Source organism: Teredinibacter franksiae, assembly GCF_014218805.1.
Classification (GTDB): Bacteria; Pseudomonadota; Gammaproteobacteria; order Pseudomonadales; family Cellvibrionaceae; genus Teredinibacter; species Teredinibacter franksiae.
In genome coordinates this window covers 3,693,517-3,719,231 of record NZ_JACJUV010000001.1, presented here as the reverse complement: position 1 = coordinate 3,719,231, position 25,715 = coordinate 3,693,517, and the positions used below count along the sequence as shown (strand labels likewise).

The window sequence follows — 25,715 nt, the reverse complement described above, 5'->3', positions numbered from 1 at the left end:
TACCCTCCCTCTGCACTTGTGCTTTCAGCAACGCATGACCGTCCACCTGGCCAGGAATAATGTTTTACCCCATCCAGAATCCACATAATTCAACATTAGGGTAATAGTTATGAACACCACAGAGTCCATTCGAAATATTGCGGTTACCGGTCATTCAGGGGCCGGAAAAACATTACTTATAGAGAGACTACTATTCGAAGCCGGCGCCATACCAACACTTGGCGAAATTCAGCGTGGCACCACCGTCACCGATCACGACAACCAATCTAAACAATTACAGCATTCGGTAGAAACCTCCATTTGCAGTTTTGATACCGATAAAACACACGTAAATCTATTGGACACTCCGGGATATCCAGACTTTGTCGGCCGCAGCATCAGCATCCTTCCCGCTGTTGAGAGCGTTGCTATCGTTATTGATGCCAGTGCCGGTATCGAGCAGGTCACTGAACGCATGTTGGATGTAGCCAAAAAACGCGAAAAATGCCGGCTCATCATTATCAATAAAATTGATGCAGCCGAAGAAGATCTTTCTGGATTAGTCCGAGAAATACAGCAACGCTACGGCAGCGAGTGTCTACCATTAAATTTGCCAGTGCCCGGCCATGAAGCTGTTGTAGACTGCTATTTCGAACCGAAAAAAACTGACACCGAATTTTGCACGGTTACCCAGGCACACGATGCGCTTGTAGATCAGGTGGTGGAGGTAGATGAAGTATTAATGAACCTGTATTTGGAGCAGGGTCAAGCGCTAAAACCAGAGCAATTGCACGATCCCTTTGAGCAGGCACTGCGCAGCCAGCACTTAATCCCAATATGCTTTGTATCGGCAAAAACCGGCGCCGGTATTGCAGAACTGATGCGTATTTTAACGCAGCTAATGCCAACCCCCACCGAGGGCAACCCTCCGCTATTTTTGAACGGTGATACACCGGTGGAACTGTCGGAAAAAGCCGATGATCATATTCTCGCCCACGTCTTCAAAATATCCATCGATCCCTTTATGGGGAAGCTGGCGGTAATGCGTGTACACCAAGGCACCATTACCCCAGACAGCCAGTTATTTTTAGGAGACGGACGAAAGGCCTTTAAAGCCAGCCACCTGTACAAATTACAGGGCGGCAAACGAGAAGAGATTAACGGCGCTGTTCCAGGCGATATCTGTGCTATTGCGAAAGTGGATGACATCGATTTCGACTCTGTGCTGCACGATTCTCACGAGCAAGATCACATCCAACTTAAATCGCTAAGATTCCCGGCGCCCATGTATGGGCTGGCCATTCGCCCAACCCGCCGAGGCGACGAGCAAAAGCTTTCGGAAACGCTGAAAAAAATTGCCGCTGAAGACCCCAGCCTAAAAATTGAACACCGGCTAAACCTTAACGAAACTATAATTCAGGGCGTAGGCGCCTTCCACCTGCGTATCGCGCTGGAAAAAATGGAATCCGTTTTCAACATAACCGTCGATACACAACCACCCACCATAGACTATCGAGAAACCATCGCTCGCCCCGCCGAGGGCCATTACCGTCACAAAAAACAAACGGGAGGTGCAGGTCAGTTTGGCGAGGTATCCCTCAAAATTGAACCGCTATCGCGGGGTGAAGGTTTTGAGTTCGTCAACAACATTGTCGGCGGCGTAGTGCCCGGGCAATATATTCCCGCCGTCGAAAAGGGTATTCGAAATATATTAGAAGAAGGAGCGGTCGCGGGTTTTCAGTTACAGGATGTGCGAGTAACACTTGTTGACGGCAAACATCATGCCGTGGACTCCAAAGAAATAGCATTTGTTGCCGCAGGAAGAAAGGCGTTTCTGGATGCGGTATCGAAGGCGGCACCGCTGGTACTTGAGCCGATTGTCAATGTCACTATCATTGCCCCCTCCGATAATATGGGTGATATTACCGGCGATATTTCCGCCCATCGGGGGATGGTGACCGACGCCACGCCAACGCAGAAACAAAAAGTTCAAATCAGCGCAAAACTACCCTTGTCTGAACTTTTTGATTATCAATCGAGAATAAAATCGATGACGGGAGGCTTGGGTTCATTCACCCTTGAATTTAGTCATTACGACCCCGTTCCTGCCACAACACAACAATCCTTAACTAAAAACTATCAAGTTGCAGAGTTTGCGACCTAGATCATTAACCGGATCGAACTGAGGCGTATCGCTGCGCCTCAGCTTGTTTCACTTCGGGTTCTGTCAACCAAAAAAAATAATCTACAGAACGTCGAAATCAAAAGAAAGGCTGTACGATTACCATTCCAGCCTAAATCCGATCACGGGCACAGCGGAGCCTTCTTCGGCAATATCTTCACCGCTGCGCTCATTGAAACCGGTATTGGACGGGTTACTGGAACCCAGTAAATTAATCACATCCACAAACGCAATAACATTCGTGCGCCCAAACGCTCTCCGGTAATCCACTCGCACGTTCAGTGAGTTGTAGCTGTCGTAACGGTCAGTATTAAAGGCCACTGTTTCTCGTGAATAACGCAGCGGCTGATCATCGCCCAACACGTTCTCATGTACTACATAGCTATCGCTGGGGCGGCCAGAGGCGTACTTCCAACGGCTGGAAATTTTCCAGCGTGCATTGGCTTCCCAGATACCGCCAACACTCATGCTATGGGGGCGGCCAAAATCCGCATCGTAATAATCACCATCGGCTGAATCTTTTACCGTGGAATCATTATAGGAATAGGTCACGTCAGCCGACCAGCCATTGTCGAACACCCGCGTAAGCGCGGTATCCAAACCATAGGAGCGCCCTTCACCGGTATTCGCCAAGGTTCGACGTGTACCGTCCTGCTCAACAATTAATTCGGTTAAGCTCTGGTAATAGGGCTCTACGAACAGCTCAAGACTGTCTGAAAGCGAATAAGCAAAACCAACACTAAGCTGGTCAACCAATTCATTTTTGAGGTCTGCATTGCTGGCATCGCTAGCCCGCTCGGTTGCATCGGGCTCCTGATGATATCGCCCGGCCGTTGCGGTTATACGTACGTTCTGGCTCGCCAACCAGGTGGCACCTAGCCGCGGAGAGAAAATCGTTTCGTTGGCAAAGTTGTCTTGGTCGTAACGCAATCCCGCACGCCACTCCCAATCACCGGTCTCTAACTGTTGATCGACATAAAGCGTGTAATTAGTCGCCGATTCACGGAACTGGTTATTAGTTGTCTCGGGCGTAAGTTCTATGTAGCGTGCATCTGCAGAGGGACGAGAATCGTAATAATTATAGGTGTACCGAATCCAGTTGTCGGTTAACTCTAGGCCCATATCACGTTCAATATTGGCAATGCGCAGCCCAGTAGAAAAATAACCCAGCATGTTGGGTACCCGATAATCGAGACGGTAGCCCATTTCAGTTTCGCTGTGCGTCGATAACAATAGCTCTGGACGAACCGGCACTTCATTTTCAGGGGAACCCTGTGGAACCAAATCTGGGTAAGCCTCTCCCGATGCCGCTTCTTCATCAAATGAACGATGATACAAGCGCTGCCCTACCTCGCCATCATTAGCGGTCAAATGTTCCCAAGTGAAAGCCCACAAACGGTTACTGCGTTCAGTTTGCGCCAAACCGGCATTGGCATAATCGCCAATTTCGTCTTCATCCGACGCAATAACATGTTTGACTGTGCGTAAATAATCTTCCGAGGAGTCGAGCAGCAAAAAATTAAACTTGTCGTTGGTGAGCTGCGTTGTCGTTTTGACAATAATATCTGTCAGTCTCGGTTCACCTAAATCGTCCAAGCCTATAGTTTCAAATAGTTGAGTGAAATCCAGACTGCGGGCAGAAAACAGCACAGATGTTTTGTCGTGTATATAACTAGGGCCGTCGTAACCTACCTCCAGCCCTGCAACATCAAAACGAACAGTAGACGATGGTGTCTCGTTGTTAGCCTCTGCCACATCCAACTGAAGCAGAGACCCCGCTTGACCACCATAACCTGGCCCCCAACCTCCGGGCTGGAATTTTGCTTCGGCAATGACATTAGGTGCAAATACCGAATAACGACCGCCGCCTTCTAAATCCTCTTGCTCGCCAAAAGCATCGCTAAAATGCACAACATCGGCGAATGGAATACCATCAACCAGTATGAGGTTATTGCGTGGCCCATTGCCACGCACGGTGTAACTGGAAAACTCACCACCAGAGAACAAGCCCGGCAAGCCATCGAGAGAGCGCAGTACATCACCACCACCACCAGCGGCACTGCGCAAGGCTTCGCGGTCAACACTAGTGCTACTCACCGCGCTCAATACATCCACGCGCGTTTTCGACGCTTGCACCAGCATTTCTTCGAGGTTTCCCCGCGCATCATTTAAGGCGATATTCAGCGGTGTTGTTTTGGCGTTAACCACTCGCACACTGGGTTGCCTGTCAACGAAGTAATCTGGGTGGGAAATACGCACTTCGTAGAGCCCTGCTTCCAGCTCTTGTACCAGTAGCTCGCCATCCTCATCGGCCTTAAAAGTGCGCTGCTGTCCATCGCGGGAAATAATCGTAACGTCACTCTCAGTGATAGGGCGATGGCTATCGACATCGGTTACCACAACACGGATATTGCCACCAGCCAATACCGGGGCTGCCAACATGCTGAGTAAAACAATCACAGCTCCTGTTAACCAGTGTCGCTTTAAAATGTCATCCACTTTCATTAAGAATCTCTCAGTTTAAGTTTATTTCCCGTAGGTTATACGGATGAAACGTGATTTGGATTGCCGGGAATCTTATCGGAGGAGTAAACGGTCGAAATTGAGGCCCACAAGAAGTGAACACTTACATGAGGGAAGGGCAGAAGAGCTTTGGAAGTTAACCCTTCTGCCGTCATTTGCACTTAGCGAATTTGCATTTGCACGTGAAAGGTAGTGCCAACATCCACATCTGAAGTAACCGCCATATGACCATGATGGTGCTCTGTTACCACAAAATGTGCAAACGATAAGCGCTGGGAGCTCACGCCTGCTACTTGCTGTCCCGCTTCATCAACGAAGTACGGCTCGAAAATATTCTGTTGTTCTTCGGGCGAGAGCCCCTTGCCATTGTGATTAACCTTAATCCAGATAGCATCGTAAAACTCATTAACATCGATAGATATCAGCGGCGAAAAATGATCGCGCTCACACTGGCTCAGTGCGTGGCAAGCATGGCGGAAAATACCGAGGAACACCTGCTGTAATTCAGCTAGTTGACAGGGAACCCGACTGATATCGTCCTGATAATTTATTTGCAGCTCGATATCCTTGAACTTTAGCCCGGATGAGCTAGACATGATTTCACCCGCCAACTCTATGGTGTGATCCAGAATCTCAGGAATGGAGGACAACTGTAACTGCCCCCCCTGATTTAAGGAGAAATCCACCAAATTATGCACAATAGCATTGGCTTGCTGCCCATCTTCCAAGGCCGCATCCAGACATCGCGTGAGGTTTGCATCAGCTTTGTCACCCGCACAGGAAGATTGCAAACACTGCAGGTTATCCATAATGTTTTTGAGTGGCCTACCCACGTCAATGGCCATGGTGGCGGCTAGCTCGCCCATAGACGCCATTTTATCCAACTCGATTAGCCTGTTCTCGGATTTCACTCGACTGGTAACGTCTTCCAGTAAAATAACGATGCCCACGTCTGCACTGCTGTGCAGAGCGTAAAGCGTAATATCAAAATAGTACTGCCCACGCTGGCTGTGCTTAAGAGTGGTAGTCTTTTTGGTTTTGATCACCTCCTGCACTTGGTCACGCGATAGCGTAATAGTAGGGTAGGCTTCCCACAAATTTTTACCTAAGACTTGTTCGCGCTTGGCGCCCGTCACCTTTTCAGATGAACTGTTCCATTGCGTGATCTGCATATCCTGATTCAAACCAATCAGCATCAGCGGCATCGAATCGACAATGCTCTTGATATAGCCTTGGGAATCCTGCAGGCGCGACATGGTAGCGCGGTGCTCGCTGATTTCAGATTCCAGCGCTTGGTTAGATTGCGCCAAGTTTGCGGTACGCTCTTGAACGCGAATTTCCAAATCTTTACGTATCTCACTCAGGGCATTGTTCGCCTTGCGGCTAGCACGGTAACTAAAGAATAGGAATATCAGGGTGATGCTGAGTAGCGTGATTAAGATGGCGCCAGAAAAATTGGCGACATGCTGCCATTTCGTGTGGCCATCATCGTCTTTAAAGTAATCAGCGATTGAGGCACAGCAGGTATTGGCAAGTAATAACCCCGCCAAAAGGGCACAAACTTTCGTCATATGATGTTTCTTGCAACAGGTGGGAATGGGTCAGGACGGTATTGTAGCTGAATTCACAGCCATCTGAAAAAAACTGTCGCTCATTAGATAGCTTAAATGGTCAAAATTGGCCACAAAAAAACCGGGTGTTCAGAAAACACCCGGTTTTTCGTCGCCGTTCGCTATTAAGCGTCGGCGAATTTACGTCGCATCATCAACCCTGCAAAGCCAATGGCGAATAGCATCAGAGTCTTTGGCTCTGGAACCGAAACGCTGGTGACACCCTCAACAACGTCATTACCACAGGACATTGTCCAGTGCATACCCAGATCGAAGCCTTCAGTTAGCCCCAATACATTGAGGTCAATAGACGCCGTACGGAAGTAACTGTCGGCAGAAGCAACATAGTCAGCACTTGTACCAATCAAAGCACCACCCACCAGAGAGCCCTCCGTCATCGCAAAAGGAGCCGACTCGTCAAAGTAGATATCGTTATTCCAGGTTACGCCAGAATATAGACCCGCAGCATCAACACCCGTGCCGCTACCAGCATCCACAAGATCTAGATCGTAGTCTTTGGTCAACAGACCAAAATCCAGCGCGTAATCAAAATCACCACCAAAACTAAGTGCCAGGTCACCGGCATAATAATCGCGACCCGAAGCGCTTACATGCCCATCTACCAGATCGTAACCAGCCTGAATACCCAAATGCAGGGTGCTGCCTTCTACTCGGTAGTAGAGATACTCGGCATCAAAATCCTGACCTCCCCAACCTGGGTCGACAAACCCGTTACGGGCAACACCTTCATCATCATCAACCTGCACCCAGCCTTCCGTACCCCAAAAATCCAGAGGGGCGGCACTTACCTGAGCGACCAAAATCATGCCTACAAACGCCGTTAAGAGCTTCTTCATTGTCATCACCTAAATTCTCCATCAATCCGTTGGCTACCGTGCCAAGCCGCACTGTTACATACACTATTTATGCCAAATATTTTTACCTTAGATATCAATAACTTGAAATACCTAAACGCATTATATGTAAGTTTTACCGACATGAGCATACGGCGCGATTCCCCGCAAGTATCGATGCAAGATATGACGCCAACTTCAGCCAGAAAGCGTATTTATACGACGTGACTAGCTGTGCGAAGGCGGCCTATTCCTGGCGGTCAACTCACGAGCAGCAAGAAGTACCGGGGCCTCAACCCATAATCGATAGCACTGACACATGGGGAAGCTAGCTTTCCTAGACTGCTGGGTATACCGGCGCCCGTTCGTTCTGGCGGGTTGACAAGCCATGCGCAGGAGCAGCCCAATTTAATCCCTAGGGGTTAAACGATGAAAATGAAACGCTTGGCAAACGGCTGCGCAGCTTTCACTGTTTCCACAGGTGTTCACGGCCAGTCTTTACCATCAGTACAAACCAGGAACACCTCGCTTGCCAATGCACAGACCAAGATTGCGAGGAAACTTACGCGAACACAAAGCGGTGATGGTGAGGCCATTGCCAGTGGACACGGGCAATCAGTTTTATTACACGGCCCGGCAGCAAAGGCCCCAGGCTCTGCCTAAAACACAGGTCAGCTTTATTATTGAGGTAACAGGTAAGCTCAACATTCTAATACAGGGCACCCAGACGAATTATTTCCCGCTGTAAAAATGACAGCCGACTCGCCTCGTCATTTCCACCTAAATAAGGCAACAATATCCACGTTTCCTCGGCCGCCATACGCTTACCAGGCTGAAGAGTTTTATACGCCGCATGCACTTCAAGCTCCAATAAACCCTGCTCTGACTTGTCCCCGGTATACTGCATATAAAGTTCAATGTGGCCTTGTTCCGGATGGATGAGGCTTTTATCTAACAAAGGAAACTGAATAATAAGCAACTGGTCATCATTAAAGGCCGCCAGCCAGCCCTGCGAGGGCTGAATAAAAAACTTTCCACTGCGTTCATTTTTCCCTGCATCTGGCGGAGGCGTTAGCAAAGTAAACAGGTTATCTTTTATCGCATAGGTTAGCGGGCTAGCAGAATCGGAAAAGGGTGTTTGTTTCCGCAACGAACTTTCCTCGTCTACCGGCACATACACCTTTGTTCCCGCATTCACACGAGTGTTAAACCAAATATCCCAGCTTACATTTTCTGTTTCATGAATATTAATAGCTTCCGCGGCAACCTTTACCCGTGATGGGTGTATAGGGTCAAGTGAAAAACGTTTATTCAGTTGCACGCCAGAAACCGGACTAGGCACCCCTGCAAACTCAACTAACCGCTCACTGTGACCCACGACTGTATTTTTTGACTGCACCAACCAAGGGTCCGGTGGCCAGGCTGCAGCGGCATCGCGACGAGCAGAGTTTACCTGCTGATGCTTCCACCATTCCGACTGCGGGCCCAACCAAACAGTATGTCCAAGGTAGGCGATATTGTCGGCGCTAGCGGTTACCTCGGGTTCTGGCTTTAACGCCACAGCATCACCAACGGACAATATATTAGGTTTGCCATTAAGAGAAAGCTCCAACACCCGCCCACCCATTTGTGGTGATACGGCCAAGCTCACATGTGAATTTTCCAATATCAACAGCTCTACATTCTTAGCTGCGATTTCGCTATGGTGTGATGATAAAGCGTCTGGCTGCGCGGTGTTATCACACCCCACAATAAGCAGCATAATCGTTAATAAGCCATAATTTTTCATGTGTAAATACAACCCGACAAAGAATTCTAGACCACCAAAACAATTGTCCAACAAAGATACAGCAAGACATTGCAACTGTCTTGAATCATAATCAAACACGCGCCTAATCCTGCCAAACACTATTAATGCAGCGAATAATCGAATTCATATTTTTATCCCTTATAGTGCCGTGTTTCTTTGGCTGCACACATCCAGAGAAAGCGGCCCAGAAAGTTACCGCAGGCGCTCGCGTTATCACCATAGACAAAAATGCCTGGGCAGGAAGCTCTGTTAACGTGTTGGCGGGCGCAAGACAAACACTCTACACCCACGGGAATGTTCAATACGCGGCCTATTACAATGCGCAGGCACAATTGGTCGTTGCCAAACGTCAATCCGATTCAACAAACTGGCAAAAATACATTACCCCGTATTCCGGCAATGTAGTAGACGCCCACAACCATATTAGCCTTATGGTTGATGGTGATAGTTTTCTGCATATTGCCTGGGACCACCACAACAACCCTCTCAACTATGCTCGTAGCATTGAGCCCGGCGGGCTTGAATTGAAACGCCAGCCCATGGCCCAAACGCTTGACCAAAGTGTAACTTACCCGCAATTTTACCAGCTGCCATCGGGCGATCTTTTATTCCAATACCGGGACGGTGGCTCAGGACGCGGTACGCTGGTAATGAACCAATACAATGTTGCCACGCAAACATGGCAGCGACTACACAGCGCGCTAATTGATGGGGAAGGCCAGCGGAGCGCATATTGGGATATGGCCATAGACGCCAGGGGCGTTGTTCATCTAGCGTGGATTTGGAGAGAAAACCCAGATGTGGCCAGTAATCACGATATCGCCTAAGCACGCTCAAACGACGGGGGTAAAACCTGGCTCACCGACATCGGCAACCACTATCAACTTCCGATCACATTGAGCAATGCTCATGTCGTAAAACATATCCCTCAAATCACAAGCTAATGAACCCACCGGTGGTCGCGGCCGACGAACACAGCAACCCGTTCATTGCCAGCTATTGGGCCGACACCCCCAATGCCAGCCCGCGCTATAGAGTTTTATTCATGCAAGATGGGCATTGGCAAGAAGTCTCAACTGCCCCTGCCCCGGAAAACTTTACCCTGAGCGGTATAGGCACCAAGCGCCCACCGTGGTCGCGCGCAGCATTGTTGGTAGAAACAAGCCCCGACACCGAACACAAGCCTATCCACCTGATATACCGCGATGACTTCCACAGCGGCCGAGTTATTGCTTCAACAATAGACAACTGGCACAACCCGCTGTGGCGGCACCGCTTTCTTACGAGCGAAAACCTAGGCGCATGGGAACCTAGCATCGACCCGCAACAATGGAATAAACACAAACGCGCAAATATGTTGCTGCAGAAAGTTAACCAGCAAGACGGCAACGACGCCCAAGCCAAAGCTTCTACCCCCTCAGCTATCCAGCTACTGGAGTGGGTGCCGGAGTAAACACTCACATCACCCCGACAGAGCCTCCTCAGGTAAGAACCAATACAACCATAGCGCCCCATAAACTCCAGACATAATGGACCACCCTTCAAAGCAACCCCCTGCCCGCAGGGTCTCAGCAGGCGTCCTCACCTAGCCCAAACCAATCGGCGCAAAAATCATCATATAGACTTGTATACTAGAACGCCGTAAAATCCAATTCGTCACCTACCCAATAACCGGCCGAAGAACCGGAAAAACGCTCGCTACCTGTAGTTAGGAGATCACCATCACTTCATGTTGGCAGTTGGAGCCGCACAAACCACCCTTGAGGGGCCGTAGCCTTAAGGGCGCATTCATAAATGCTCCAGTACTTAGATCTATTCCATAACAAAAGAGAGTTTCCATGAATAATAAAATGCGCAAAATTCATAGCCGAAAAAGCATAGCACTGGCCTCTTCACTCATCGTACTCACATCCGCCCTTGGCTCCTATCAGGCCAATGCCCAAGACGACGCAGACATGCTCGAGGAGGTAGTCGTCAGTGGAACCCGAGTGAATCTGCAGAATGCCCAAGATATAAAACGCGAAGCCGATACTTTTGTCGACGCCATCTCGGCTGAGGATATTGGCAGCCTGCCCGACCGCTCGGTACTCGAAGCCATTCAACGTCTGCCCGGTGTGGCCGTAGAACGATTTGCGGGTCCAGACGACCCCGACCACTTCAGCGTTGAAGGTTCTGGCGCCATCATTCGAGGCATGACTCAAACCCGTTCAGAGTTTAATGGTCGCGACTCTTTTACAGCCAATTCTGGCCGAGGCCTGTCATTCCAAGATGTGCCACCCGAGCTTATGGGAAAAGTGGAAGTTTTTAAAAATCAGACGGCGGATATGATTGAAGGCGGTATAGGGGGCACCATTACCCTGCACACCCGCAAACCCTTCGACAGTGATAATCGCCAAGCAGCCTTCACTATTGACTACTCCTATGGTGACCTCGCCGAAGAATGGAGCCCCACTTTTTCAGGGCTGTTCAGCGATCGCTGGGACACGGATCTGGGTGAGTTTGGCTTGTTACTGAATATTGCTGATTCCACCCTAGTGGGCGAATCCCACGGCATTCAAAGTGATGCCTATGTAGAGTACTGGGCACGCAACATTCCAGGAGCCGAAAGCTTTGAAGGCGTCGATAACAATGGCACAGTATGGCTTCCGAATGCGGCCAACGCCTTAATGAAAACCGATGATCGTGAACGCCAGGGCTTTGCCACCTCTCTACAATGGGCCAATCCTAATGATACTGTAGAAGTTACCCTGGATTACATCCGCTCTGAAGCACAGCTTTCCTGGCATGAACAGGCACTTAAATATCAAGGCGGATTTCAAGATATTGATCGCCGAGAATCTACAGCCCTCGATACCGGCAATCCTGAAACCGACATACTAGCCTTTGACGAAAACGGCCTATTTGAATCAGGCACCTTGGTTTGGGGCGGCCCAACCCACAACGGCTGGCGTGTATCCGGCGGAAACGTGGACCACGCCTCCCGTACTTGGGGCACCAACTCCCGCCCTCAGTTTGGACACAAATTCCAGACCGACAGCCGAGTTCAAGACACGCGTAACCTGATTGAAGACATGTCACTGAATATAAAATGGCATGCCAGTGACAATCTTGAGCTGGAGGCCGACCTACAATATATCGATGCTGAAACCTCCGTTGATGATTTGGTTATCCACCTAGGCTCTTTCGCCTCTCAGAACTACGATACTTCAGGTAAAACACCAACGCTGACACTGATAGAACCCTGGCATGGATATAGAGATGCAAACCCCGACCTATTCACCACCTATCCGGGTGATGTACCTGTCGACGGTGATGGCAACCCCTATTTCGAAGCCATATATCCAGGCTTCAGCAACGACCCCGCAGGGGACACCAATTACTATAACGACCCTAACTCCTACTTCTGGCGTTCCGCCATGGACAAATACGAGCGATCAGAAGGTGAGTCCACAGCCGCAACCATAGACGGCACCTATCAATTTGAAGGCGACAACTTCTTTAAATCAGTAAAAGCAGGCATACGCTACGCCAAACGCGAACAACTTATTCGCGATACCGGCTGGGACTGGAGCTCTGTTGCACCGGAATGGTCAAGCGCGCGAGCGGGTTGGTTAATGGATGAAGACTACGCCGCACAATCGGGTGATTGGGAATACGTAGATTGGTCCGACTTTCACGGCGGCGGTGTTGTTAATATCCCCGAAGGCAAAACCATTCACGCCACCGAAGACTTTGTGCGAGCAGTACTGGCGCCAAATAATACCCGCGACCTCATCACATCCGCAGGCGGTTCCTGGGAAGGCTATTCCAGTAACGATGTCTACGACGTATTCGACGAAAGTCAAATCTTCGAAACGACTGAAACCAATAAGGCCCTCTATATTCGCCTCGATTTTGGCGGCGACGGTGAGCTGCGTTACTCCGGTAATATTGGCCTGCGTTATGTCGAACTAAGCCGCGAATCTAATGGCTTCATTCGCTTTCCAGATCTGGTGGCCGTGGATGCCCCCCCGGCCGAGCTTGGCTCATCGATCACGGCCCAAAGTGTTATCGAATATGCCACGGCAGAACTTGGCCAGCCCCCAACCGGCGCCGAGATGGAAGTTTGGCTGGCGGGTAATCCCTGGGCTTCGGAAGACATTAACTACCTGAGTAATGCCGAGCAAGGTTTTGGTGACTATTCAGCCGAAGCCCAATCGGCGAAGGCAGATTTTAAAATGTTCTTACCTAGCTTTAACTTCAAACTAGAACTCACCGACGACCTAATAGCCCGCTTCGCCTTAGCGGAGGCGGTTGCCTTACCGGATATTGGCGATGTACAAAACCGCGTTGTATTCGGCTCTGAATCGGTGCAAACGATTCGCCCGACGCCGGTGGATGAAGAAAACCCGACCGCTGAAGAGCAATTGATTGAAACCGCCTATGTAAGCAGCTGGAACGGTAGCGGTGACAACCCCTACATGGAGCCAATGGGTTCTGTGCAATATGACTTGGCACTGGAATGGTATTTCTCCGATGTAGGCCAACTTAGCGGCACAATTTTCCACAAAAATCTGAGTAATTACTTCATTAAAGGAGGTAATTTTCAACCAGTAACGAACAACTCATCCGGCGTAACGCAACAGGTAGATATGTACGGCACGGTTAATGGCGGCAACGCCAAAATGGACGGCTTCGAACTCGCCTACCAACAGGCTTTTGAAGGCGTATTTGACGGCTTTGGTATACAGGCAACTTACACTTACATCGATGCCAGCGGTGTACCCAACAACGAAGAATCTTACGATCAGGCTGGCTGGGTTGGCGCCGATGCCAACGACACTGGCATTCGCGTATCACTCGACAGTGTTCCACTACAAGGCCAATCGAAAGAGACTGTAAACCTAGTTGGTTTCTACGACAAAGACCGCTGGAATGCCCGCTTGGCTTACCACTGGCGTTCGAAATACCTCCTAACTACCCGCGATGTAATCAGCAAAGCACCACTATTTTACGACAATCACGGCCAGCTCGACGGCTCCGTATTTTTCGATGTGACCGACAATATCGAACTGGGCGTTCAAGGTACAAACCTGACCAACTCTCAATCTGAGACCATTATGCTACTCAACAATGAAGGACTGGAAACCGGGCGCTCTTGGTTCGTTGCCGATCGGCGTGTGGCTTTCGTAGTGAAAGGTAAATTCTAAGGAAGCACCAACTAACCATAACCCTCAGCCCCGCTCAGCGGGGTTTTTTTGCACAAGGATGTGCTTACGCTGCGAAGCACATGGATGTGCGAGAGCAGCGTTAGTTAGATTCATCTCATACGTAATATCCAAGCACAAACCCTACAACCCAATACCAACACTCTTACCCTGAGAAGCACATACATCCGCGAAAGCAGCGTTTGTTGGCGATCTTCTTTAAACGGATACTAGCTTCTGGTATCAGGTCAAAACGTGCAAACACTCTCCCTAAAGCTTCTTCGCAAGAAGCTCCTATCTATAAGTACCGACTAATCACCTACCTTACCCTCCCCTCTATGTCCCGCAACCCTCCGATTCAAACTCGAATACAACCACACATCCAAATCAAAGTTTTGCTATTTTAGCATTTGAACATTCGGAAAAGATCCCGCAATATGTCAGAAAAAACAAAAGGGAGTTATGGAAAGTGGAATCTAAAATAAGGGTATCTTGCTTTTGTATCGTATTGCTGCTCTCCCTTGCCGCCTGTAGCAAGCCCATTCCCGACAACAAAAAACACTTCGCGGGCCTCTGGCAAGCCAACAATATGAGCCTTCTCATTACCCTCGATGGTCGAGTCGATTACCAACGGGTAAAGAGCGACAATTTCAATAAAACCGTTAGCGTTAATGCGCCCATCCAAGAATTTACCGAAACAGGGTTTATTGTGGGTTTCATGGGCTTAACAACTGAATTTATTGTTTCACAACCACCCACCCAAAAAGGCGGGCAATGGTTTATGATTGTTGATGACGTAAAATTAATCAAATCCGAAGCCGTAAATGAAGCTTGAAACGCTCGAATACATTTCACCAAAAGAGTGGGAATACCTTACCCAGTGGCGTGAAACAGTATTCCCTATTGAAGGCAAAGAAATACAATGGAGCCCCTCAACACATCACGTAATTGCGCGAGACAACGACCAAAAACCAGTCGGCCATATTGGCTACGGACATTTTGTTGTGCAATCAGGCTCATACAGCTTTTCGATAATTGGCGTTGGCGGAGTTGTTGTACGCCCGGAATATCAGGGCCAAGGTGTACCCAAACGCCTATTTGAGCAATTACACAAAAACACCCCCAGTAGCGACTGCCTGCGGCTGTACACCTTATTCTGTCCAGCTAGACTTGAGTGCTATTATAAAAAGCATGGATATCAAAAATATACAGGCCTAGTCAAAATTTTGCAGATGAATCAACTTGTAACGACCGATTTCTCATTTATGTTTCGAGGTGACACTATTTTTGGCTCGGAGCTAAATTTAACCAGTAACCCTTGGTAACCGTTATAGAAACTACACAACTACCCTTTGGAGGGAAAATTTATGAGCGACGACATCTATCAAAGTCCAGAATCTAACTTGGAAAGCGGAAACGAAGAATTCGCAACCCCTAGTATTTCTGAAATTCTGTTTTCATTCAAAGGAAGAATTCTACGCAAACATTATTGGTTCAGTTTGCTCGCTATTTATGCAGTGGTTTTTATTATCGCTATCGTTCTGGGTGCAGCATTAAGCGAGCAAGCGGCTACTATTGGCATACTTGTTCTCTATGTTCCAATGATCTGGATTGGTTTGGCCGTTCAAATAAAACGTTGGCACGACCGCGATAAATCCGGATGGTGGGTTTTCATCAGTTTTATCCCCGTTATTGGTGCAATTTGGGCACTGGTAGAGAACGGGTTCCTGCGAGGCACTGAAGGCGTAAACCGCTTCGGTCCTCCCTGCGCGTAACCTCTAATCAACCTGTGTAACGGTCAAAGCACCGTTACACAGGTTGCACAAATACCGTATTTTACGATGCCCTCATCTACACCTTTCAGCAACACTAACAGCTCACTCCTCCTCGAAGCTTAAATCACCCAGGCACATTAAGAGCATACAGGCTTTTCGGTTTTTTTTACTAACAAGCACACTATTCATATGCAATGGCTATACTCCTATGTCATTGGAGGTGTGAAAGTGAAAGTAACGGAAGCCCATAGACCAGGTGAAGGACATTCTCAACTAAGATTATTCCCACTTGGTTGAAAAAGAAACCGAAAGCCAGCACACTCAGGCATACCCAATGGGTACGAATGAGAATAGCCGCCCCCAACTAAACGACACCCCTATAAAGTAGTTTTAGGCTCTAGCACTGCTCATGGTTCATTCGCAAAGCAATGTTTACACGTATGTTGGTGACCTAGCCAAAAATTTAACGCCGCATGTGAATGCCTACGCAAAGCCGCGTAGAAGCTAAAACCACTTATGTGAAATACCCTAAAATCAAGAAGGTCGCTTTCATTACATGGCTACTGGCTACTGGCTACTGGCTACTGGCTACTGGAGTTTCCACTGTTTTTTCACGGCTACATCAACTCAAACTGTGAACTTTTTTGGAAAAAGGCCAATGGGCACCGCTATAAATTGCTTTTGGCCTCTGGCTTTGTGTGCGGTTCGTGCGCAAACAATATTTATAAGTATGCTAGTGGCCTGGCGAAAATTTTAACGCCAAGCATGGCTCGCACAAAAAGCCCAGAAGGGCGCGGCCCGGCAAACCTTAGTGTAGCGTTGGCCTGCTTGGGAAGGCAATCAGCCTTCCGCTGCGCAGTTCACGTTACACTAAGGCTTGCCAGCTCGCGCAGAGACTAAAATCAATGAGTAAAGGTGCCCCTATTATGAGTTTCTTGCGTTTTCTTTGGGTAACGGTTGTCTGCCTGATTGCCCCTTCAGTCGTTTTTGCGAACAGCATCGAATCCGGAGAAGCGCTATTGCGCGTCGCCGATAATTCAATAAAAATTTATCGCAACAACAAGCCCATTCTGCATGTCACCAAGATCGCCTTTAACTACAAAACGGTTAACAACTGGGTGATTACAAAGCGCGATGACAAATACCTTCAGTTGAGCGCATCCATGCCCGCCGCTGTGGACTTTCATCGCTCGGCGGAAGATAACGCCCCACACCCGCTTACCATAACTATTACCGCCAGCGAAAACGGTTTCCATTTTTTCGCCGACGAAAAGTGGGCCACGCAGGTGACGCTGGAATTCCACTACCTGGGCGATCATTTTTTTGGATTATCTGAACCGCTCCAACCCGACAACCAGTTATCACCCGATCTCACGGGGGGAATGATTACGATAGATACCGTTAGCCATGCCAATGCTCTTCGCGAAAACTACGCTTCGGCGTTTTCCGCGTTTTACATGAGCAGTTTCGGCTATGGCGCTTTCTTCGATACCTTTGCTAGAGGTCGCTACGACTTTGCCATCAACGGTAAAAACAAAATCCACCACGAAACAGGCACATTAGACTGGCATATTTTCATCGGTGGAGACGGCCGCGAAATACATAAGGCCTATTTCGATTTAATTGGAAGCCCTAAAAAAATTCCTCTATGGGCGCTTGGCCCGGTTGGTTGGCGCGATGCAAATTCAGGTGGCGCCGCCGAAATTATCGACGATCTACAAAAAATGACCGATCGTAAAATCCCCTTTACAGGGTGGTTTGTAGACCGCCCCTATAGTGATGGCGCCCACGAATGGTCGAAAATGAATTTCAACAAAAAATTCGCCAATCCTGAAGAGTGGACTAAAACAATAATCGACGACTTCGGCATTGAATTTATGACTTGGGTATCACCGGCCACCTTCGGCGATAACATTTTTGAGAAGCAGTTTGAAGGCCGCTATAGCTATATCGACCTCTCTCACCAGCCCTCCGTGAAAGCCTACCAGAACGTTCTAACCAACAATCAATATCAACTGGGCATAAAAGGACACAAAATTGACCGCCTGGACGAACGCCTTCCTGAATATGAATTATGGCACGACAACACCCCCATCTTCGAACGCCGGAATAAGTATGCCTATCTCTCGGCGAAGATTCACGACCAAGGGTTGCGCGAGCACTTCGGCGACGACCAATTCACTTTTGCCCGTACGGCTTTCCATCGCACACAGCCTTACCTAAGCGCCATCTGGGGCGGAGACCCGCGCTCAACGTGGGAGGGCATGCAAGCTAATTTCGCCAACGCCATGCGCTCATCGTTTATGGGGTTCCCTATTTGGGGAACCGATGTCGGCGGCTACCTCGGTGAGGGGTTTATTCCAGAGGATCTCTATCTACGCTGGATGCAGGCAGGCAGTATGACGGGGTTATTTGAAATAAAATTTGACGGTAGTGGAGGCGAAGGCCGCGACCGTATGCCCTGGCGCTACAGCGAGGACTTTCAAAAAAAATTACGCGCCGTATGTGAAGACCGCATGCAATTACTTCCCTATTTATATTCGCTTGCCAATACGAGCCACCACAATGGTGTGTTAATGCAGCCAATGGCCTATCGGCACCTAAGCGATAAAAACACCTGGCAACTGTGGGATCAATTTTACCTAGGAGATGCGCTACTGGTCGCGCCAGTATTTAATGAAACATTGCGCCGTAGCGTTTACCTCCCCATAGGTGAATGGCGAGATTTCGACGACCCCAGCATGCTCTATAAAGGTGGGAAGCGCATTGAAATTGAAGCACCGCCGGAAAAACTTCCACGCTTTGTAAAACGTAACTCCTTATTTGTTTCAGGCCATACACGCACCGGTAATACCCAATTGTGGAAAAACCATGCTGAAAACCTCGTATTGCATGCATGGCCAGGTAAAGGGCGTGCAGAAACAGCTTTCGAGTATATCGACCGGCAAGACGGTAACAAGAAGAAGGTGTTTCAACTTAAATCGTTCAAAAAGCAAATAAGCCTTACGGGGCCGTCACTAACAGTAAGTGCCGTCATTGAGGTATTGCTCGATAAAAAACCGAAGTCCGTTAACCTGAATGGCAACAAAATAGAATATGAATTCGATAGTGTGAGTAAGGTGCTAACCACCACCCCCATAAAAGGCAAGCCTATCGATATTTCAATCCAATATTGAGGGCACCTCTATTCATTAGCTTTAGCATCTACACGATCTAACAAGGCTTTATGAAAGGTGGACTGGACTGCGTAACGGAAGGCAGGCTGCCTTTCCAAGCAGGCCACACTGTAGGCCGTTCCCATAAAGCGCGCGCGGAAGGCCACTCTGTGGTCTTTTACATCCATCGTAGACACACAATTGTGCTGCGAGGCCCAACTATAAAAAATCATTCCAGCCCCGACAGTACTTTTATATGAGCCACCACTGACGTACCCAAAGCCTGTAGGTCGTAACCGCCTTCGAGCGAAGACACAATCCGGCCCTCACAACATTGCTCCGCGAGCTTTTTAATTTCTCGCGTTACCCAACTGTAGTCCGCTTCCAGTAAGTTTAGTTGTGCTAGAGGGTCTCGGCGATGGGCGTCAAAGCCTGCGGAAATAAAAATCATTTGCGGTTTAAATCTACGTAATTGGGGAAACCACTGCTCTTCTAGGGCTGCCCGAAATGTTTCGCTGTCAGTGCCGGCTGGTAGTCGAACATTCACCAAATGCCCTTCAGCCGATGGGCCACAGGAATAGGGGTAGAAAGGGTGCTGAAATGACGAACACAGCATCACCCTAGGCTCATTTTTGAAAATATCTTCACTACCGTTGCCGTGGTGGACGTCGAAGTCAACAATGGCTACTCGCTCAAGACCATAGTGCTCAAGCGCATGGGCCGCCGCAACAGCGATATTATTAAAGATACAAAACCCCATAGCGCGCTCGCGCTCTGCATGATGCCCCGGAGGCCGCACCGCACAAAAAGCATTGTCTGCTTCACCATGCATAACAAGGTCTACCGCCTGCACAGCTGCACCTGCCGCCATCTGTGCAGCTTCGAGCGAATACTGGTTCATACTAATGTCTGAATCTAACGCAATCATCCCCTCTGCAGGTGCAGCACTGTGCACACTGGCGATATAGTCACGGGTATGCACTCGCTTAAGCTGGTGAACTTCCACAGGCTTCGCCTCACGGCACCGCAGAAAATCCATAACTCGAGCATGCACCAGCGCGTCGTTAATGGCCGACAAGCGCTGGGGGCATTCGGGGTGCCCTGCGCCCATATCGTGCTGCAGACAAACGGGGTGTGTGAGGTAGGCAGTTACCGGCATCAAAAATCTCTCTATTATTCGAATAGCGATAACCTAGATTTTACATGACTGCGACCAAAATGGTTGCTCCCAATACATTATCATCACTGAATTTTATACCCGATAGGGGCGGCCATACCTGCCCCCCGACATGACGTGAAGCCCACGCCAAGGAACAGCAACGACAGATATTCATTGTTGTGATCGCGATGTCTTATGGCCTCAATATCCACATCACGCGGCTGTTCATCACCCAGCTATTCGTCAATAGCCCTCGATAGATCAAAACGTGAAAACCGCGCGATAATCAGCGGAACAGTGGGAATGGAGCAAAAACTCGTCTAAATCGCTGACTTCATTTACCCTCTTTGAACAACAAAACGCATTTATAATTGCTATCGATAAATACAAACCGATTTAGGCGGGTTTAGGCTATAGGCAAGAATATAGTGGCCTATAAAGACGCTGTAGAAACTCACGCTAAACATCGGTTAATTACCCTATTGAATCTATTGAATAGCCAGCAAAGAAGTTTCTAGAACGCCGGACAATCACCCTATCTAAAGAGCCGCTGATAGAGGCTGGTGGCGACTTAGCTTTGGCCTTCTATGTCGCTTTACTTCCATATAGTCGTGTGTCAACGTGAAAAAAAGTATCCGGGGTTTCGCGCTTCGACGGGCAAGGGTGCCACTCTTACTTACGCGCCCCCCCCTGTAACAAGCCCGCGTGTTTTGAGAGCACCCACAGCTATCCCACCGGCACACCCTACCAATCCGAAAAAGTAACTCACAGCTAACGCAACATATTGTCTGCACGCTTAAGGGAATAATTTTTTAGATACCACTGAAGAAATTCATGATTTGGCGCAGGCGGCAAAAAGTAATACCCCTGCATACAATGACAGCCGAGATCTTGCAGGGTGGCAAGTTCATTTTCGTTTTCAACGCCCTCAGCAACCAACTGTAAGTCAAGGCCCTTAGCTAACGACACGATACCGCGAGTTAACCTTCTATCTTGCAGATTGGTATCAATACCAGCAACAAATGAACGATCCAACTTTACCGTATCAATAGGTAACGTTCTTAAGTAATTTAACGACGAGTACCCGGTACCAAAATCATCTAGACTAATGCCCAACCCTAGGGCTTTAACTTCACGCACAATTTTTTGTGCCTTATCCGGATCTTGAATCAATACAGCTTCGGTGATCTCGGCTTCTAGTAGGTCTGGATTAATGCCGTATTCTTCCAGCGCATCCGCCAACACATGAACAATTTTATTGTCATGAAAATGTCGCCCCGAAAGATTGAACGCTATCGGAATCGGCTGTGTAAGAATCGACTCCCACTCAACTTGAAGCTCACAACAACGACGAATAACAAAATAGTCTATTTCAGCTATCATCCCTACTTCTTCAGCATAGGGAACAAATTTATTGGGGGTAAGAAAGCCTTCAGTCGGATGATTCCAGCGAACCAGTGCTTCACAACCCAAAACCAACGATCTTGCTGGGTCTACCTTGGGCTGTAGGTACACCTCCAACTGCTTTTCATTTAGCGCGGTACGCAAATCGGTTTGAATCATCAACCGATATTTAACATCTTCTTCCATGCCTTTACTAAACAGGCAAAATCGGTTTTTACCCGCATCCTTAGCACGATACATGGCGACATCGGCATTGCGCTTTATGGTGCTCAAATTTTCACCGTGAAAAGGAAATACCGCGCCACCAATACTTACCGCCGTACGTACTTTTTCGTGCTTAACGGTAAACGACTCACCCAATTTACGCAGTATTTTTTCGGCTACGGCCCCTACAGATTCAGCCTCCTTTAAATCGTTTAGCAGCACTACAAACTCATCTCCGCCCAACCGGCATACCATATCCTCTGCGCGCACATTGTCTTTTAGTCGGCTGGCAACATCGATAAGCAGTTCATCTCCAAATTCGTGTCCTTTGGTATCGTTTATCGTTTTGAAATCATCTAGGTCTAGCAGCAATAGCGCAAAGTAACTATTGGATCGACGCGCATGCTGAACACTAAATTCGAAACGTTCGTGCAGCAGCGCACGATTAGGCAATCCAGTGAGACTATCGTGAAACGCGCGAAAGCGAAACTCCTCCGCCAGCTTTTCCAGCTGGTTTGTACGTTGCCCCACCTGCTTTTCCAACATCACGTCACGATGCTCAATTTGTTCAACCATATGGTTGAACATTTGACTCACTTGGCCTATTTCATCGTCGGACTTTATGGGTACCCTTAAGGCGTAATCTCGGGTGCTGGCAATTTTTTCGGTAACGTTATGTAAGTTTAATAGAGGAACAAGTATTGAGCCAACGATTGGGCGAATAAGGAGATACACCAACAATGAAACAAGGCATAGCAATACCGCTAAAAAACTAATATTAGCAAAATTTTGCTCGTACACTTCTTGTTTTGATACAACAAATTTCAAGTGACCAATGGTACGACCTTCGAATACAATATCGCGCAATATATGAATGGTGTTGGCTTCGCCCTCGCGAAACTCAATATCTTGATAGCGACTAAATACCTCACCATTCTCTTTAGTTAGTGTTGCCTGCATTACGGCAGCATCGGCTTTGATCGTTGCTAATATCTCACTGGCGGAGGCGGAATCATCAAACAATACAGAGGCAGCAATATTTTCACTGATTATTTTGGCTTCAATTTGCGTTCGAGAAAGGAGCACGTAACGTGCAACTTGATCTGAATTCCAAAAAATGGCTGCGCCACTGGCAATACCGGAAATTACCGTGGCTAACAAAGTAACAACAACGATACGAGACCTAAAAGTTAGGTTGCTAAGCCGCATACAATTTAGGCTCCATTACGAACGGACAACCGCAGCAATTTTGAGCTTGCTTTAAAATTTCGGTCTACCAGCGATCGGTTATCGATACTGAATTTTAATTTACTATTTTGCATAAATAAATGTATTACGCCTCGTTCATCTAACAGGCCCTCCGTTATTAAAAGCGTGCGCACGGAAATTTCTGGGCGGATAGCTGCCAACCACTCACGATGTTCTTCGGCCACATACAACATATGGCAACTAGCCAATGCACTCACCCCTCGGGGGGCCAGCAATACGATTTTTAGGGTATTGGCTCCCAACGATTTGTTGTCAATTGTGGTTAATTGGAATTGATCTTTTTTATCGTCAGTACGAACACACAAATTTAATTCGGACTGAGGGAATTCTGAGTCATCGGGCCATGAAATGAAATGAGAAAAATAGTACAGATAAGCGCTGCGCAGGGCGTGAATATCCGGCTCAGCTGAAACTGACGAGCTGGTGAAAACACCTAACAGCAACGCCGACAGCCAGCATAAGCCTGTCGCTACTGTTTTGCGTTGTAACTTAGCGAAACCAGTATTACTCAAAACGTATAACCCACCTTCAGCAGAGCGTAGGGCTCTACAACTCTCAACTCTGTAACAAACTCCTCCCGCCGCGCCTCGGTATGATCGCTACCCAAATTATTAGCGATTAAGGTCAATTCCACATTATTACTTGCCGACCAAGATAAATTGGTATCCACAACGGCATAGCTATGCACATCAGGCAATCCGCGTGATGCCGAATACTGTGCTCCCGATCCCGAATCTCCATCGCTGTAACGAAGCCAAATATTCCACTGCCAATTCTCGGCCAGGCTGATTGAATTCAAAAAAGAAACCTTGGAACTCCAGCCGACATCATCTTCCAAACGCCTCACCCTGGATACAGCCAGTTGGCTTTCCCAGTTAGCCACCCACTTGCCGCGCATACTCAGCTCGCCTCCACGACTCGAGTAATTTTCACTATTACTGAAGCTTCCGTTAACTTCTATATACTGCGGCTGATAATCTGCACTAAAACGTAGAACGGGGTCCCCCTTTAACGCCACGGTTACGTCATTTTTATACTCAAAATCAAATAGGGCAATATCGACATTAAAATGTTCGAACGTTTGCCTGTAGCCGAATTCTAACGCCGATAAACTTGGCTCATCACTGTCGCCTTTATTGCGCCCCAATACCACCACCACCGGGTAAGGCGTGCCGCTCAGCTTCGGGCTCTCAATGGTATAGGCCACTGAAGTTATGTCTTTTAAGGCGCGCGACGCAGAAGTATTCGCCTTTGAAGCAGCCATCCAAAGCCGCTGAGAGTCATTCGGTGCCCACAATAAACGGGCGGAGGGTTGCAAACTGCTATTACCAATTTCGTTATCGTCTAGGCGTGCCGCTAAGGTAAGCTCCAGCTGGCGGGTGATGTCCCAGCGATCACTGAGGTACACGCCGAAGTAATTGAGTTTGCGCCTTTCCGGTACCAACGCCAGAACGAAATTAGGCGGCGTGATGGCGGTAGAGTCATTGTTTCGGTTGTTCAATCCCATAGCAAGCGAGTGATTGCCCCAGCTACCTGCTACCTCTAGGTCCAGCTGATAGTTAGACGAATCCCACTGGTAGAGATCCGTGTCTCTTTTTGTACTGTCGGCCGATAATCGTAGCTTCCAGTGCCCGTGTTCAAACACAGACTGCTGGTGCGCAAGTTGTATCGCCCACCCACTTTTATCTTCTTGGTTGTCTTGGGTAACGTTCGAAAGCGAGGATAAGTCGTCCCAGCCCCATTCAGTGACCTGATCAACACCAAAGGCATCGGCACTAAAGCGCGTAGCAGAGGACGGCAGCTCACGACCCAGGCTCATGGCGAGCCTCCAGTTTTTGTGGGGAGCCTCATAGATATCCTCAGAGAGCGTTTTCATACCACCCCACTGCTGCCCCAAAGCCGACACCCCTAATGCCCAGTCACTGTCTACTTCCATACTATGAGAAACAGAAACACCTCTACGATCACTCGATCCACCCCAGGCCTTCACCCGCGAGGCACGCGCTGCATCCGGCTTGTTGGTAATAATGTGCACGATCCCGTTCACAGCATTGGCGCCCCATGACGCTGCATTCGGGCCGCGAATCACTTCAATTCGCTCAATATCGTCTAACGAGAGGTTTAGTTCGTCCCAATTCACGCCACTGAATACACTGTTGTAGACAATACGTCCGTCGATCATCACCAACACATAACGAGAAAATCGGCCTTCACCGCCACGAATGCCTATAGCCCATTCACCCGCGGATATTTGCCCCACAACAACACCCGGAGCCAAGCGCAGGGCATCGGGAATATTGGCGGCCCCACTCTGCTGAATCTCACTGGCAGAAATGACCGTAGCCGCGTAAGGTAAATCCATGGCCCTAGAGCTGTTCTTACCCGCACTTTCGATCTCTACATCCATATTCACCAAATCTTCGAAATCCATTTCAATTAGATCGGCGGCTGTCATTTGGTCATTTTCGGCAAAAGCATGGCAGGCTTGCAGCAGAGCCAAAACCAGCACCGTGTTTCCATAAGCTTTCATCAAACTATCTTCCGTCCTCGTTCCACATCAAACTGGAGCCATAAGAGGCCCAATTTTTAGTCTAGCAGTTGAATT

The 25,715-nt window shown here is 48.5% G+C and carries 17 protein-coding genes; 8 read left to right on the top strand and 9 right to left on the bottom strand.

What is annotated here, in order from left to right:
• Positions 1–109: 109 nt before the first annotated feature.
• A complete protein-coding gene (gene fusA / locus H5336_RS15725; RefSeq protein WP_185235199.1) occupies positions 110–2,143 on the top strand; it encodes an elongation factor G in 2,034 nt (677 codons plus the stop codon).
• A 117-nt stretch (positions 2,144–2,260) separates the two neighbouring features.
• Here fusA and H5336_RS15720 read toward each other — a convergent pair whose 3' ends face one another.
• The 4 genes from H5336_RS15720 to H5336_RS15705 form a co-directional block, all read right to left on the bottom strand.
• A complete protein-coding gene (locus H5336_RS15720; protein ID WP_185235198.1) occupies positions 2,261–4,666 on the bottom strand; it encodes a TonB-dependent receptor in 2,406 nt (801 codons plus the stop codon).
• A gap of 179 nt (positions 4,667–4,845) precedes the next feature.
• The gene (locus H5336_RS15715; protein WP_185235197.1) at positions 4,846–6,255 is read right to left on the bottom strand and encodes a two-component system sensor histidine kinase NtrB; all 1,410 of its coding nucleotides are present in this window, start codon (positions 6,253–6,255) and stop codon (positions 4,846–4,848) included.
• A 164-nt stretch (positions 6,256–6,419) separates the two neighbouring features.
• The gene (locus tag H5336_RS15710; RefSeq protein ID WP_185235196.1) at positions 6,420–7,151 is read right to left on the bottom strand and encodes a PEP-CTERM sorting domain-containing protein; all 732 of its coding nucleotides are present in this window, start codon (positions 7,149–7,151) and stop codon (positions 6,420–6,422) included.
• Positions 7,152–7,857: 706 nt separating this feature from the next.
• Positions 7,858–9,036: a DUF4380 domain-containing protein gene (locus tag H5336_RS15705; RefSeq protein WP_185235195.1), complete on the bottom strand. Its 1,179-nt coding sequence runs from the start codon at positions 9,034–9,036 to the stop codon at positions 7,858–7,860.
• 26 nt (positions 9,037–9,062) lie between these two features.
• Between H5336_RS15705 and H5336_RS15700 the strand changes: the two genes are divergently transcribed.
• From H5336_RS15700 to H5336_RS15670, 7 genes are all read left to right on the top strand, one after another.
• Entirely contained in the window at positions 9,063–9,785 is a 723-nt protein-coding gene (locus tag H5336_RS15700) for a BNR repeat-containing protein (protein ID WP_185235194.1), read from the top strand.
• Between the two features lie 116 nt (positions 9,786–9,901).
• The gene (locus H5336_RS15695; protein ID WP_185235193.1) at positions 9,902–10,411 is read left to right on the top strand and encodes a hypothetical protein; all 510 of its coding nucleotides are present in this window, start codon (positions 9,902–9,904) and stop codon (positions 10,409–10,411) included.
• Between the two features lie 385 nt (positions 10,412–10,796).
• Entirely contained in the window at positions 10,797–14,147 is a 3,351-nt protein-coding gene (locus H5336_RS15690; protein ID WP_246439109.1) for a TonB-dependent receptor, read from the top strand.
• Positions 14,148–14,613: 466 nt separating this feature from the next.
• Positions 14,614–14,979, top strand: a complete 366-nt coding sequence (locus H5336_RS15685; RefSeq protein ID WP_185235192.1) for a hypothetical protein — start codon at positions 14,614–14,616, stop codon at positions 14,977–14,979.
• Positions 14,969–15,469, top strand: a complete 501-nt coding sequence (locus H5336_RS15680) for a GNAT family N-acetyltransferase (RefSeq protein WP_185235191.1) — start codon at positions 14,969–14,971, stop codon at positions 15,467–15,469. The genes H5336_RS15685 and H5336_RS15680 overlap by 11 nt, the downstream gene beginning before the upstream one ends.
• 42 nt (positions 15,470–15,511) lie before the next feature.
• Positions 15,512–15,919, top strand: a complete 408-nt coding sequence (locus H5336_RS15675; protein ID WP_185235190.1) for a DUF805 domain-containing protein — start codon at positions 15,512–15,514, stop codon at positions 15,917–15,919.
• Between the two features lie 926 nt (positions 15,920–16,845).
• Positions 16,846–19,095 carry a TIM-barrel domain-containing protein gene (locus H5336_RS15670; protein WP_185235189.1) on the top strand — a complete coding sequence of 750 codons (2,250 nt, stop codon included), beginning with the start codon at positions 16,846–16,848 and terminating at the stop codon, positions 19,093–19,095.
• 8 nt (positions 19,096–19,103) lie between these two features.
• Here the strand turns inward: H5336_RS15670 and H5336_RS15665 are convergent, their stop codons facing one another.
• The 5 genes from H5336_RS15665 to H5336_RS15645 form a co-directional block, all read right to left on the bottom strand.
• Positions 19,104–19,307, bottom strand: coding sequence for a hypothetical protein (locus tag H5336_RS15665; protein ID WP_185235188.1), 204 nt, complete (start codon positions 19,305–19,307; stop codon positions 19,104–19,106).
• Positions 19,304–20,233, bottom strand: a complete 930-nt coding sequence (locus tag H5336_RS15660; RefSeq protein WP_185235187.1) for a histone deacetylase family protein — start codon at positions 20,231–20,233, stop codon at positions 19,304–19,306. The genes H5336_RS15665 and H5336_RS15660 overlap by 4 nt, the downstream gene beginning before the upstream one ends.
• A gap of 771 nt (positions 20,234–21,004) precedes the next feature.
• Positions 21,005–23,050: a putative bifunctional diguanylate cyclase/phosphodiesterase gene (locus H5336_RS15655; protein WP_185235186.1), complete on the bottom strand. Its 2,046-nt coding sequence runs from the start codon at positions 23,048–23,050 to the stop codon at positions 21,005–21,007.
• 5 nt (positions 23,051–23,055) lie between these two features.
• Positions 23,056–23,622 (bottom strand): YfiR family protein, encoded by a 567-nt coding sequence (locus H5336_RS15650; RefSeq protein ID WP_185235185.1) that lies wholly within the window; start codon positions 23,620–23,622, stop codon positions 23,056–23,058.
• Positions 23,619–25,640, bottom strand: a complete 2,022-nt coding sequence (locus tag H5336_RS15645) for a TonB-dependent receptor plug domain-containing protein (protein ID WP_185235184.1) — start codon at positions 25,638–25,640, stop codon at positions 23,619–23,621. Before H5336_RS15645 ends, H5336_RS15650 begins: the two co-directional genes overlap by 4 nt.
• Positions 25,641–25,715: the final 75 nt, after the last annotated feature.